We start from the raw sequence: 13,385 nt of genomic DNA, 5'->3' as shown, positions 1-13,385 counted from the left end.
CGATGGTGTGTCAGTTGACTCCGGCGTAGCTGACACACCATCGCGAGCAAGCTCGCTCCTACAGGGGATTTGAGGTGATCCGCTCAACACGCAACTATGGTTAAATGCCGCCCCCTCAAATTGCCGACCCAACCCGATGAACTCAGACGCCCTCGCCACCCTCAATGCCCATTTGCTGACGGCACTGGCCACGCCACCCGCCGAAACCCGTCGACTGTTTCACGGGCGTGGCCGCTGCTGGCCGGGGCTGGAGCAATTGACCGTCGACTGGCTGCAGGGCGTGGTGCTGGTAGCGCTGTTCAAGGAGCCGGAAGCGGCGCAACTGGACGCGTTGAAACAGTGTTTGCTGCGCATCACCCAATCCCCGGAGTGGGCGCAATCCGGCGCGCGCGCCTTGCTGTTGCAGCATCGCTACCTGCTGCAAAGCACCACCGAATGGCTGTTGGGGGACGAGATCGACGAGCTGACGATCACCGAGGGCGGCCTGCTGTATCGGGTGGACCTGGGGCGCAAGCAGAACACCGGTCTGTTCCTCGACATGCGTTACGGCCGCGATTGGGTGCGGGCGAATGCCGAAGGCAAGCGCGTGCTGAACCTGTTTGCCTACACCTGCGGGTTCTCGGTGGCGGCCATCGAAGGGGGCGCAACGCAGGTGGTCAACCTGGACATGTCCAGCCCGGCCCTGAACCGTGGCCGCGACAACCACCGACTCAACGGCCACGACATGAGCAAGGTCAGTTTCCTGGGGCATGACCTGTTCAAATCCTGGGGCAAGGTGATCGGCAAGGGCCCGTATGACCTGGTGATCATCGACCCGCCGTCCTTCCAGAAAGGCAGTTTTCTGCTGACCAAGGATTACCAGCGCGTGTTGCGTCGACTGCCGGAATTGCTCAGTCCGCAAGGCACTGTCCTGGCCTGCATGAACGACCCGGCGTTCGGCGCGGACTTCCTCATCGACGGCGTCACCCGCGAAGCCCCGAGCCTGCATTTTGTGCAACGGCTGGAGAACCCGCCGGAGTTTCCGGATGCGGATGTCGAGTGTGGGCTGAAGGCGCTGGTGTTCCAGCTGTAAGACCGAGGCGCGGCCATCGCGAGCAGGCTCGCTCCCACCTTTGATCGCATTTCAATGTGAGACCGAGTTGCTGCCATCGCGAGCAGGCTCGCTCCTACATTGGATCGAGGTGCACACAAAACCCCTGTGGGAGCGAGCCTGCTCGCGATTGCTTTGGGACATTCAACCCATCAGCCGAGGCTCAACGCGGCTGCAACACCAACGCAAACAACTCCCCATGCCCGTTCACATTGAGCTTGTGATACAGATTGCGCCGATGCACCTTCACCGTTTCCGGTGAAATCGCCAGTTGCTGGGCAATCGCCTTGCTTGAGAAGCCTTGGAGAATCAGGCGCGCCGTTTCGATTTCCCGTGCCGTCAGGCGTGCGTCAAAGTGATCCAGCAAACTGGCGAGATCGCCGGCCACCGCCTCCGTGGCCGGGCGCTCCGCTGGCATCAATTGCAAGTGCCGGTGCATCGCCGCCAGCACCCAATCACGCACACATAACAGACGCCCCTGTTCTTCGAGGGTGAAGGCTGTCGCGCGCCCCAGCGACAACCCGAGCACGGCGCCCTCGGTGTTGACCATGAACTGCAACTCGTCAGCGCCGACCACCGAACTGAAGTAACTGAGGTAGTACTCGCTCTGCTGGAACTGGTCCGGAGCGACCGATTGCAGGCTGTGCAGACCGTCGGCAATACCGGCGCAGGCCGCCTGGTAAAACGGATCGAGCAGGTACATGCCAGCGCTGTAATCGGCCAGTTCTTCGTGTTCGGCGGCGCCACCTTTGGAGTCGAAATCGATCAGCAATCGCGGCACGCGGCCCGACTGCATCACCGCGACCAACGCGTTGTCCAGCGGCACCAGCAGGCGCAGGGTGTCCACCAGCGCACGCCAGAAACCGGCCTGCCCCACCGCACCGAACATCCGCGCCAGCCCCTGGTGCACCGGCAACTCTTTCAACAACGCGTCCACGCACTACCCCTTTCGAGTAACCCATGATGGGAATGGGTGAGCACCCCGCCTGCCGATACGCTGCGAGCACCTGTTCATCACCGGCCTTCAGCAGGCCAGGAGTGCCGCATCATGAGTCGTCGCCGCTTGCAGATCAATCTCGGCCTGAGCGCCTGTCTGTGCGTTTCGCTGTCGGCCGTAGCCGCCGACAGCCCGACCGTTCACGTCTACAACTGGTACGACTACATCGGTCCCAACACCCTGCACGACTTCAAGCGCGACACCGGGATCGAACCGGTCTACGACACCTTCGACAGCGCCGAAGTGCTGGAAGGAAAACTGCTCACCAGCCGCAGCGGGTATGACGTGGTGGTGGCCAGTAACTTCAGCCTGCCGACCCTGATCAAGGCCGGTGCCCTGGCGAAACTGCCCCGCGCGCAAATGCCGGACTTCCAGAACATGGACACCGATCTGTTGGCGAAACTGGCCAACAACGATCCCGGCAACCAATACGCCGTGCCGTACCTGTGGGGCACCAATGGCATCGGCTACAACGTCGACAAAGTCCGCGCAGCATTGGGCGACAAGGCGCCGGTGGACTCCTGGGACCTGGTGTTCAACGAGGACAACCTGGCCAAACTCGGCCAGTGCGGCGTGGCGATGCTCGACTCGCCGTCCGAGATGCTGCCGGTCGCCCTGCACTACCTGGGCCTGCCGCCGAACAGCACCAACCCCGAGGATTACAAGAAGGCTGAAGCATTGCTGCTGAAGTTGCGTCCGCATATCGCCTACTTCAACTCGTCGAAATTCATCAGCGACCTGGCCAACGGCAATATCTGCGTTGCGGTGGGTTGGTCCGGCGCGATGCTGGAAGCCAAGACCAACGCCGAGCAGGCCAACAACGGCGTGAAGATCGCCTACAGCTTGCCGAAGGAAGGCGCGCCGGTGTGGTTCGACACGCTGGTGCTGCTCAAGGATGCGCCGCATCCGCAACAGGGACTGGCCTTCATCGACTACCTGATGCGCCCGGACGTCATCGCCCCGGTCAGTGACCACCTCAACTACCCGAACGGCAACCGCAGCGCGACACCGCTGGTGGCAGAAGCGACCCGCACCAACCCGGCGGTGTATCCGTCGGCCGAAGCACTGGCGACGTTGTTTACCCTCCAGCCGTTGCCGCCGGCGACTGAGCGGGTGCGGACGCGGGTCTGGAGCAAGGTCAAAAACGGCCAGTAAATCCACCGCCCCCCCCTGTAGGAGTGAGCCTGCTCGCGATGGCGGTGTGTCAGGCAACGATGATGTCGACTGATACACCGCCATCGCGAGCAAGCTCACTCCTACAGGTTCGGTGTCCGAACCCGATTTTTCTGCCATGTAATGAAGATGAGAATAATGATGAAACCACGTGCCCGCGACCTGAACATCCAGTTCGGCCAACTGCAACCCGGCCCGCTCAACGCCATCACCGATGTGCCCGGCGTGCGCGTCGGCCACAGCAACGTGCGAGGTCGCACCGCCAACGGCCACGACATCCTGACCGGCGTCACCCTGATCGAACCGCGTGCCGGTTCCACCAGCCAGCAACCGTGCTTCGCCGGCGTTCATGTGCTGAACGGCAACGGTGACGCCACCGGCCTGGAGTGGATTCGCGAGGCCGGCCTGTTGACCAGCCCCATCGCCTTCACCAACACCCACAGCCTGGGCGTGGTGCGCGATGCCCTGATTGTGCTGGACCGCGAACAGCAACCGGATGACGGGCGGCTCTACTGGAACATGCCGGTGGTGCTGGAAACCTTCGACGGTTTGCTCAACGACATCAACGGCTTCCATGTAAAACCTGAACACGTGGCTGAAGCCCTGCGTTCCGCGGTCGGCGGCCCGGTGATCGAAGGTTCGGTGGGGGGCGGCAGCGGCATGATCTGCCACGAATTCAAGGGCGGCATCGGCACCGCTTCGCGGCGGCTGGACAGTGCCCAGGGCGGCTGGACGGTCGGCGCCATCGTCCAGGCCAACCACGGCATCCGTAACGAATTGCGCGTCGACGGCTACCCCGTCGGGCGCTACATGGAACAGGCCGACTCGCCGTTCCTCAAAGCGTCGCTGCCGCATCCGGGGATGGGCTCGATCGTGGTGTGCCTGGCCACCGATGCGCCGTTGCTGCCGCATCAATGCACGCGCCTGGCCCAACGCGCCAGCCTTGGCCTGGCCCGCACCGGCGGCGGCAATGAAGACCACAGCGGTGACATTTTCATCGCCTTCGCCACGGGCAATCACGTGCCACCGGCCGCCTACGAGAAAAAGCGTGCGCCCACCACCGATCACCTGAGCATGGTCAACAACGACCACATCAGTGAGTTGTTCCTGGCGGCCACCGAGGCCGTGGAAGAAGCCATCATCAATGCGCTGCTGGCGGGCGACACTGCCGAGGGCAACGGGCACGCGGTACCGGGGCTGGATGCACAAACGTTGCTCAACGCCTTGCACCGGGCCGGCTGGCCGGGGGAAGCGACTAGCGGTACTTGAGGGCGAAAGCCCAACTTCCTACGATAAATCTACGCAGCCGTTTGTTTGCTCAAGCCGTTGCGTAGGGGGTGAGTGCATTGAACCCCTATCAAGCTCACCCCTTGTTTCATGCGCATCTTGAGCCTCAGGGCTCCCCTTCCTCCCCATCTGAGAGCGTTGAGGCTCTTTTTTAAGCGCAAAAAATCCGGCATTGGCCGGAATGTGTCGAGTGAAACCTGTGGCGAGGGAGCTTGCTCCCGCTTGAGTGCGCAGCACTCACAAAAAAGTCATTGTTGCCAGAATTTTGGGGCTGCTACGCAACCCAGCGGGAGCAAGCTCCCTCGCCACAGTTTGCTCTACTGGCAACTTAAAAAATGCTACCCGCCCAATCGCTCACGAACAAACTCACTGGCCTTGCGCGTCATCTGGTCCAAATGCCGGTCACGCTGTTTTTCCGCATCGAGCATCGCCCGCTTGCCGTGTTTTTGCAGCAGGTAGGTATGAATTTGCCGCACTTCCAGCGAGCTGTAGATCGACGCCACATCCAGCAGCCCCATCAAGCCGTCGGAACGGTGATCGCGCGAGTTCATCAACACCTGCGTCCCGCGCACGCCCAGCACCTGGAAACCCATCGACTCAAACCACGGCACCTTGGCCACGGCACAGGTCAGCTCGGCATGGGGATAGCGACCGACCATCTCCCGCAGCATCCTGCGCGCGATGCCCTGGCGACGCTGGTCCGCCTGCACCGCCATGTACGCCACGCCGCACGCGTCGGGATCGTCCTTGATCGGCAGGTACAGCAAGAAGCCGATGACCTTTTCCGGATCGTCCACGTCCGTCGCGACGATCAGCTCCACGGCAATCCCCTTCGCCCCGTTCAGCGCCTCCAGATAGAGGTGAACCTCATAGCCGATCGCGTACTGGTACACGTTGTACAACAGGTTGCTCGGCGGGATCGCGACCATGCTGATGTCGGTCAGGTTATCGACGACCATCTGCAGGATCTGGCTGTTGAGGTGTTCTGGGATCGGGGTCTTGTAGTGCGTGATGTGGGGCATTGTGGCTCTGATTCTGGGGCGAAGGTGACGAGTGTGCTCGTGGGCGTGCCTATCATAACGTGCCGAGGTGTCGACAGTGATGCTGGATGTTTGTGAAGAGGCCAGACGCGACAGCCACGCCTCATTCATTTATGTGCCGCACGCATAACTCTATAGCCGAAATCCGAATAAACCTTCAGCGAGCAACAAGGTCACTCCTAGATGAAGTGCTGGCGAGGCCAGCAATCCAAAGGAATCGACCCATGGCCAACCGCGAGCTGAAACCCATGACCCGACGCACGTTCCTGATAGTCGGCACCGTCACTGCAACGGCGTTGGCGCTTCCACCGTTCATCTGCGCGCGTGCCTCGGCGGTCAATGCCGCACGCCCGGTCCACTCCAAGGTGTCGATAACGGTGAACGGTGAAGCGCGGGCGCTGGATGTCGACACGCGCACTACCCTGCTCGATGCATTACGCGAGAATCTGCAATTGACGGGGACGAAAAAAGGCTGCGACCACGGCCAGTGCGGCGCATGCACAGTGATTGCCGATGGTCGGCGCATCAATTCCTGCCTGACCCTGGCGGTGATGCACGAAGGCTCGCAGATCACCACCATCGAAGGGCTCGGTATGCCGGAAAAACTTCATCCGATGCAGGCCGCGTTCATCAAGCACGATGGCTATCAATGCGGGTATTGCACGCCGGGACAGATCTGTTCGGCGGTTGCGGTGCTCGGTGAGATACGCGACGGCATTCCCAGTCACGTCAGCCCCAGCCTTACCGAGCCGCCCCAACTGATCGCCAGTGAACTCCAGGAACGCATGAGCGGCAATATCTGCCGTTGCGGCGCGTACTCCAACATCATTCAAGCGATCACTGAGGTCGCGGAGGCTAGCGTATGAGGCCCTTCACCTATTTACGCGCCGGGTCCCCGGCAGAAGCCGCGGCGATGGCGGCCCAAGGCACTGACTCGCGGTTCATCGCCGGCGGCACCAATCTGCTGGATCTGATGAAACTCGAGATCGAAACGCCGACGCAGTTGATCGACCTCAACGGCCTCGCCCTGGATCGCATAGAAGCCACCCCCGAAGGCGGCTTGCGAATCGGTGCCCTGGTGAAAAACACCGATCTGGCCGCCGACGCCCGGATCCGGAAAGACTATGGATTGCTCTCCCGCGCCCTCCTCGCCGGTGCATCGGGTCAGCTGCGCAACATGGCAACCACCGCAGGCAACCTGCTGCAACGCACCCGCTGCCCTTATTTTTACGACCCCAACCAGCCGTGCAACAAACGTCAACCGGGTAGCGGCTGCTCGGCCATCAGCGGTTTCAGTCGGCCGTTGGGCATCATCGGGGTCAGTGACGCCTGCATCGCCACGCACCCCAGTGACATGGCCGTCGCGATGCGCGCCCTCGATGCGCACGTTGAAACCGTACGGTCCGACGGCAGCACCCGGGTGATTCCCATAGCGGACTTGCATCGACTGCCTGGCGGTACGCCGAACATCGAAACCACGTTGACCGCGCACGAGCTGATTACCAGTGTCACGCTGCCACCGCCCCTGGGCGGCACGCACATTTACCAGAAGGTCCGTGACCGTGCGTCTTACGCGTTTGCCCTGATTTCGGTGGGCGTGGTGATTCGCCCGGATGGCTCTGGCCGCGTGGCGCTGGGCGGTGTTGCGCCCAAGCCATGGCGAGTGGAAGCGGCAGAACCGGCAATGGCGCAAGGCGCAAAAGCATTGACCGAACAGTTGCTCGCCGGCGCCACCCCCACCCCTGAAAACGCCTTCAAACTGACGTTGGTCGAGCGCACGCTCGCCTCGGTGATGGCGCAAGCGAGGGCTCAAGCATGAAATTCGACACCCCCGCCACGACCAACCCCATCGACCAGTTGAGAGTGGTCGGCAAACCCACGCCCCGCATCGAAGGGCCGCTCAAGACCTGTGGTCGTGCACCCTACGCCTACGAACACCACGATGCCGTACCGAATCAGGCCTATGGCGTGGTGGTTGGCTCGGCTATCGCCAAGGGACGCATCGCGTCGATGGATCTGCAACAAGCGCAGTCGGCGCCCGGCGTGATCACCATCGTGACAGCCCAGAATGCCGGCAAGCTTGGCAAGGGCAAATACAACACCGCAAAACTGCTGGCTGGCCCTGACGTCCAGCACTACCACCAGGCCGTTGCGTTGGTGGTGGCCGAGACGTTCGAACAGGCTCGGGCCGCGGCTCAACTGGTCAGTGTCGACTACGTGAGTGCGCAAGGTAGCTTCGATCTCGCCAGCACCCGCGATACGGCAGTGCAAACCGAGGAAATGCCGGACAGTGTCCATGGCGATTTTGCCAGCGCCTTCGCTGCGGCCCCCATGCAGCTGGACCAGACCTACACCACGCCCGACCAGGCCCACGCGATGATGGAGCCCTTCGCTTCAATGGCGTCCTGGCAAGACGACCAACTGACGCTGTGGACCTCCAACCAGATGATCGACTGGTCTGTCACCGATCTGGCGACCACCCTCGGCGTGCCAAAGCGCAACGTGCGGTTAATCTCGCCTTACGTCGGCGGCGGATTCGGCGGCAAGCTGTTCATTCGTTCCGATGCACTGCTCGCGGCCCTCGGCGCACGCCTGGCCGGCAGGCCGGTGAAAGCCGCGCTCGCGCGCCCGATGATCTTCAACAACGCCACCCACCGCCCGGCAACCATCCAACGCATCCGCATTGGCGCCACGAGCGATGGCAAGATCACCGCCATCGGCCACGAAGGCTGGTCCGGCGACTTGCCCGGCGGCAAGGTCGAGCGTGCCGCGCAGCCGAGCAAATTGCTGTATGCCGGGGCAAACCGCCTGGTGTCGATGAGGCTCTCGATACTTGACCTCCCGGAAGGCAACGCCATGCGTGCACCCGGTGAAACGCCCGGGATGATGGCGCTGGAAATTGCCATGGACGAGATGGCGCAGCAGCTGAAACTGGACCCGATCGAGTTCCGGATCCTCAATGACACCCAGGTTGATCCCACTCAACCCGACCGACCTTTTTCCACCCGTCAACTGACCGAATGCCTGCGCATCGGGGCCAACCACTTTGGCTGGATCAAGCGCCACGCACAACCGGGCACGCAGCGCGAAGGCCGGTGGCTGGTTGGCATGGGGGTAGGCGTCGCGTTTCGCAATAACCTCCAGGTGAAATCTGGCGCACGCGTGCGATTGAACGATCAGGGGATCGTGACCGTGGAAACCGACATGACTGACATCGGCACCGGCAGCTACACCATCATCGGTCAGACGGCGGCAGAAATGCTGGGGGTGCCGCTCGACAAGGTTGTCGTGCGGCTGGGCGACTCAAGCTTTCCAGTGTCCTCAGGCTCGGGTGGGCAATTCGGCGGCAACTGCTCGACGGCCGGGGTGTATGCGGCCTGCGTCAAACTCCGTGAGGCCATTGCACAACGCTTGGGGGTAAATGCGGACGAAGCGGTGTTCATCGACAGCGAAGTGCGGGTCGCCGGTAAAATCGTGCCATTGGGCAGCCTCGCGCAAGCGGGAGAAATCGTGGCCGACGATACCATCGAGTTCGCCGAACTGAGCGACAAGTACCAGCAATCCACCTTCGGCGCGCATTTCGTCGAAGTCGCGGTCGACAGCGCCACCGGGGAAACTCGCGTGAGAAGGATGCTGGCCGTATGCGCAGCCGGGCGAATTTTAAACCCGACGTCAGCCCGCAGTCAGGTGATCGGTGCCATGACCATGGGTGTCGGTGCGGCATTGATGGAAGACCTGGTGGTGGACAAGCGCCGGGGCTTTTTTGTCAATCACGACCTGGCCGGTTACGAGGTGCCGGTGCACGCGGACATTCCCCATCAAGAAGTCATTTTTCTCGATGAAACCGACCCGATGTCATCACCGATGAAAGCCAAGGGGGTAGGCGAGTTGGGCCTGTGTGGCGTCAGCGCGGCGATTGCCAACGCCATTTACAACGCGACAGGCGCGCGGATCAGGGAATATCCGATCACGCTCGACAAGCTTCTGGACACCTTACCGCCGATGATTTAAAGCCGCCTCGAAACCTGCCAACGCCTGCTACCGGCTGTGACAGCCTGCCGGGGGCTTGGCTCATCGCGTACAAGGTCGCGGCGCGTCCCTCCCGACTTAAGTCCCCCCACCCAAAGCTGAGGACTTTCCCCCAGTCTGAACGCCATTGATTTATCCGTGTAAATCACAAACAGCTGATTTAAAACAGATTTGCAGCTCGCCTCCGGGTTGGCGCGGCTCTTGCTGGAAGCGTTTTGCAAGTGCCGCCACGCCGGCATGCCCCGAGAGAACCACCATGAAAAGCTCAACTCCTGCGAACAAGTCGCCCGACTTCTTCCGAAGTTCGGGTATTGCCACCCTGATGCTGATCACCTTTGGCCTGAACACGGCCAGCGCAGCGCCGATCGATGATGTCGACCCACCGCCACCGACCGATCCTTCAGCCTATTCCAATCCTCCTGCCGACCCCGCCGCGGCGCTGGAGGCCCTGAAGTTGTTACCTGAGGCCAACCAGGGCTCATTGGCCTTGCCCGACGGTGTCTTCGGCGACCGGGACACCCCGCGCGCAGACAACGTCCTGCCGCCGGCCGCGCAAACGTCGTTCAATTTCCCCACCAACGGCAAACCCAGCCCGCTGTTCGGCGCCCAGCCGTTCACCCAGCAGTTGCTGTTGTTCGAGGAGTTCGGCCCGGAAAAACTCGACCCGACGACGCCGGCACCGACTCTGACCTTCCCGGTCCCCACACTAGGCCCGGCACCGCAGCAGGATCCGAACAACGTCGCCCGCAGCGGCCCTTCCAGCGCCGCGCTGGATGCCTTCCTGCGCCAACCGGGATTGTTCCCGTTTCCGTCGCAGTTCTCCAATGTGCTCGACCGCAACCCCTGGAAGGCGCAAATCGAAACCTTCCTCAACCGTCATCCGGTGGGTTCGCCGGCCGAAGGGCGCCCGCCGGGAAAAGGCTGGTCGCACCAACGCTGGAATGAGTTCTACCCGCAGACCGCTTACAAAACCGTACAGGCCGGTGCCCGGACCAACCTCGGCCTGCGTGATCGCAAGCAATTGCACAATTACACCGTGGGAGAATTCGGCCCTGGCGGGCTCTATTACCAGACCTCGGACATACCAACCACCACGGGCACGACCAAAGGGATCGACACGCGTTTCCACCCGAATTTCCCGCTGCAGAATCACAACTCGGTATGGACCTTTGACGGCACCTTTCCACCGAAACTGCTCATGGTGCGTTACGGTCAACCGCTGCTGATGCGCCATTACAACGCCCTGCCCATTGATCCTGCGGCCAACATGGGTTTCGGCCTGCACACCATCAGTACCCACGAACACAACGGCCACTCCCCGGCCGAGAGCGATGGCTATGCCAACGCGTTTTTCTTTCCCGGGCAGTACTACGACTATCGCTGGCCGATGCAATTGGCCGGTTATGACACCATCAACACCGATGCCCATGACCCGCGCGCGGCGTTCCCTTGCTCACCGGGCGAGACGCTGTTCGTCAACGACGCCTCGCCAGGCCTCAAGACCTGCGAAAACGGCACGATCCGGATTCGTGGCGACTGGCGCGAGACCATGAGTACCCACTGGTTCCACGACCACATGCTCGATTTCACCGCACAGAATGTCTACAAGGGCAACGCGGTGATGATGAACTACTACAGCGCGCTGGATCGCGGTAACGAAGCGATCGAGGACGGCGTCAACCTGCGTTTGCCCAGTGGTTCGGCGCTGCCCTGGGGCAACCGCGACTACGACGTCAACCTGGTGGTGGCGGACAAGGCCTGGGACGCAAACGGCCAGTTGTGGTTCAACCCGTTCAACACCGACGGCTTTCTCGGCGACCAGATTCTGGTCAACTGGCAGTACCAGCCAAAACTGAAAGTGCGTGCGCGCAGCTATCGCTTCCGCATTCTCAATGGCTCGGTGTCACGCTACCTGAAGATTGCCGTGGTGCGCGAGATTGCCGGTAATGGCGGCGAGTTTCCAGGGCCTTCAGGCTCCGGCGTGTCCTACGCCCGCGTTCCGTTCCACATGATCGGCAACGATGGCAACCTCATGGAACACGCCGTGCCATTCGACGGCAGCATGGACCTGGACGGTGACGGCGATAAGCAGAACCACAATGCGATCCTGCCGACTCAAGGCATTGCCGAACGCTACGACATTATCATCAACTTCGCGAAAAACGGCATCAAGCCGGGCGACAAGCTGTATTTCGTCAACCTGTTGGAACACAAGACAGGCAAGGGTCCGGAGAAGAACGGGCTGAGCCTGGCCGACGTGCTGTCCGAGAAATACAAAGCGGTCATCAAACAGGGCAGCAAAGGTCCCGAGTGGGACAAGGGTGACCCCGTGGTGGGCAAGTTCATGCAGCTATTGGTTCAGCCCTACAGCGGCACGGATGTGAGCATGAACCCGGCCGATTACGAGCCGGCGAAACCGGGCAAGGCGGCGGGCAAGATCATGATCCCGCTGACCATTGATCGTGACAGCGTGGCAGACCAGGCCAAACTCAAGGCGGCGCGCCATCGCGAGTTTGTCTTCGGCCGCTCCGACGGTACCGACGAGGCACCCTGGACCGTCAAGACTGACGGCGGTTTTGGCTACAACATGGACCCCCGCCGGCTCAGCGCCGCACCGCAACTCGCCAACGGTCCGACCGATGCCGGCTTCTCCGGCGACGGCACCCTCGAAGTGTGGAAAATCAAGAACGGTGGCAACGGCTGGAACCATCCGGTGCATGTGCATTTCGAGGAAGGCGTGATTCTCAGCCGCGACGGCAAGGCCCCGCCGGAATGGGAAAAAGGTGCGCGCAAGGACGTGTACCGGATCGGCGAAGGCATCGACAGTTCGGTGGATGTGGAAATGGCGATTCACTTCCGTGAGTTCGCCGGCACTTACATGGAGCACTGCCACAACACCCAGCACGAGGACTCCTCGATGCTGTTGCGCTGGGATGTCGAGCATCCGGGCCAGTTCCAGTTGATGCCAACGCCCCTGCCGGGTTGGGACGGTGTCACCTACGTGAACTCCGCCGCGCTGCCGACCTTCCGCACCGGCGGTAACGGTGACGAAAACAATCAGGGCGAAAACAAGAAACCGATCGCCAACCCTGACAGCGCCATCAGCAACACGGGGCAACCCGTGATCATCAACGTGCTGGCCAACGACACGGACCCGGACGGTAACGTACCGCTGAAAGTGGTGGGCCTGAACCAGCCTGACTCCGGCCAGGGCTCGGTCAGCACCGATGGCGTGCGTGTGACCTACACGCCACCGGCCACCGTTGCCGCGCCGTTCACCGCGACCTTCGCCTATAGCGTCAGCGACGCCAAGGACGCGGTCTCGGCAAATCCGGCGACGGTGTCCGTGGCGGTCAGTGCAGCGGCGGTCAACGAGGACTTGCAGGTGACCAGCGCCTCGGTCTCCGTGCGCAGCAACAGCCGCTACACCTGGGACATCGCCGGTACGACCTCGCGGGCGGCGGGCAACAACCTCACCGTCAGTGTATCGACCACCGCCGGGCCGCTGAACCTGGGGACGGCGACCCTGACGCCCATCGGCACGGGCGCCCGTTGGCGGGTATCGGTGACCACGACCGGCAGTGGCCCGACACCGAACCCGACCCTCACCGTGCGCTCGGCGTTCGGGCAGACGGCGACGGCGCCGATAGCCGTGCATTAAAGAAGCTTCGATTGGCGCCCGGCCCACGCACTGTGGACCGGGCGTTCATCGATTACGGACAAATCGGTCCAGAGAGTGCGGATCGCCGCCCCGTTTTTCTCCCTGGTC

General features: G+C 62.1%; 9 protein-coding genes. 7 read left to right on the top strand and 2 right to left on the bottom strand.

Features of this window, described 5'->3' with window-relative positions; genetic code table 11:
- Positions 1-136 precede the first annotated feature (136 nt).
- The gene (locus tag EJA72_RS13650; RefSeq protein WP_157711958.1) at positions 137-1,072 is read left to right on the top strand and encodes a class I SAM-dependent methyltransferase; all 936 of its coding nucleotides are present in this window, start codon (positions 137-139) and stop codon (positions 1,070-1,072) included.
- 181 nt (positions 1,073-1,253) lie between these two features.
- Here the strand turns inward: EJA72_RS13650 and EJA72_RS13645 are convergent, their stop codons facing one another.
- Complete coding sequence (locus EJA72_RS13645; protein WP_178129352.1) at positions 1,254-2,027, bottom strand: helix-turn-helix transcriptional regulator; 774 nt, start codon at positions 2,025-2,027, stop codon at positions 1,254-1,256.
- A gap of 111 nt (positions 2,028-2,138) precedes the next feature.
- On the opposite strand from EJA72_RS13645, the gene EJA72_RS13640 reads away from it, so the two are divergent.
- Both EJA72_RS13640 and EJA72_RS13635 read left to right on the top strand, forming a co-directional pair.
- On the top strand, positions 2,139-3,242 hold the full coding sequence (locus tag EJA72_RS13640; protein ID WP_157711957.1) for a polyamine ABC transporter substrate-binding protein: 1,104 nt from the start codon (positions 2,139-2,141) through the stop codon (positions 3,240-3,242).
- A gap of 159 nt (positions 3,243-3,401) precedes the next feature.
- Positions 3,402-4,529 carry a P1 family peptidase gene (locus tag EJA72_RS13635; RefSeq protein ID WP_157711965.1) on the top strand — a complete coding sequence of 376 codons (1,128 nt, stop codon included), beginning with the start codon at positions 3,402-3,404 and terminating at the stop codon, positions 4,527-4,529.
- A 356-nt stretch (positions 4,530-4,885) separates the two neighbouring features.
- Here the strand turns inward: EJA72_RS13635 and EJA72_RS13630 are convergent, their stop codons facing one another.
- On the bottom strand, positions 4,886-5,569 hold the full coding sequence (locus EJA72_RS13630) for a GNAT family N-acetyltransferase (RefSeq protein WP_157711956.1): 684 nt from the start codon (positions 5,567-5,569) through the stop codon (positions 4,886-4,888).
- A 242-nt stretch (positions 5,570-5,811) separates the two neighbouring features.
- Between EJA72_RS13630 and paoA the strand changes: the two genes are divergently transcribed.
- The 4 genes from paoA to EJA72_RS13610 all read left to right on the top strand — a co-directional run bounded on the left by paoA (position 5,812) and on the right by EJA72_RS13610 (position 13,277).
- Complete coding sequence (gene paoA, locus EJA72_RS13625; protein ID WP_157711955.1) at positions 5,812-6,453, top strand: aldehyde dehydrogenase iron-sulfur subunit PaoA; 642 nt, start codon at positions 5,812-5,814, stop codon at positions 6,451-6,453.
- Positions 6,450-7,406 (top strand): xanthine dehydrogenase family protein subunit M, encoded by a 957-nt coding sequence (locus EJA72_RS13620; RefSeq protein ID WP_157711954.1) that lies wholly within the window; start codon positions 6,450-6,452, stop codon positions 7,404-7,406. The genes paoA and EJA72_RS13620 overlap by 4 nt, the downstream gene beginning before the upstream one ends.
- Positions 7,403-9,598 carry an aldehyde oxidoreductase molybdenum-binding subunit PaoC gene (gene paoC / locus EJA72_RS13615; RefSeq protein ID WP_157711953.1) on the top strand — a complete coding sequence of 732 codons (2,196 nt, stop codon included), beginning with the start codon at positions 7,403-7,405 and terminating at the stop codon, positions 9,596-9,598. Before EJA72_RS13620 ends, paoC begins: the two co-directional genes overlap by 4 nt.
- A 274-nt stretch (positions 9,599-9,872) precedes the next feature.
- Entirely contained in the window at positions 9,873-13,277 is a 3,405-nt protein-coding gene (locus EJA72_RS13610; protein WP_157711952.1) for an Ig-like domain-containing protein, read from the top strand.
- The last annotated feature ends 108 nt before the right edge of the window (positions 13,278-13,385 follow it).

This window comes from Pseudomonas sp. PB120, assembly GCF_009761815.1.
Lineage (GTDB): Bacteria > Pseudomonadota > Gammaproteobacteria > Pseudomonadales > Pseudomonadaceae > Aquipseudomonas.
The sequence above is the reverse complement of the archived record's forward strand: the minus strand, read 5'-3'. Positions and strand labels throughout refer to the sequence as shown.

Bases quoted from the DNA above. Each gene is read 5' to 3' on its own strand.
- EJA72_RS13630 (WP_157711956.1), bottom strand. From the start codon at position 5,569: ATGCCCCACATCACGCACTACAAGACCCCGATCCCAGAACACCTCAAC.
- EJA72_RS13620 (WP_157711954.1), top strand. From the start codon at position 6,450: ATGAGGCCCTTCACCTATTTACGCGCCGGGTCCCCGGCAGAAGCCGCG.
- paoC (WP_157711953.1), top strand. From the start codon at position 7,403: ATGAAATTCGACACCCCCGCCACGACCAACCCCATCGACCAGTTGAGA.
- paoA (WP_157711955.1), top strand. From the start codon at position 5,812: ATGGCCAACCGCGAGCTGAAACCCATGACCCGACGCACGTTCCTGATA.
- EJA72_RS13610 (WP_157711952.1), top strand. From the start codon at position 9,873: ATGAAAAGCTCAACTCCTGCGAACAAGTCGCCCGACTTCTTCCGAAGT.
- EJA72_RS13650 (WP_157711958.1), top strand. From the start codon at position 137: ATGAACTCAGACGCCCTCGCCACCCTCAATGCCCATTTGCTGACGGCA.
- EJA72_RS13635 (WP_157711965.1), top strand. From the start codon at position 3,402: ATGAAACCACGTGCCCGCGACCTGAACATCCAGTTCGGCCAACTGCAA.
- EJA72_RS13640 (WP_157711957.1), top strand. From the start codon at position 2,139: ATGAGTCGTCGCCGCTTGCAGATCAATCTCGGCCTGAGCGCCTGTCTG.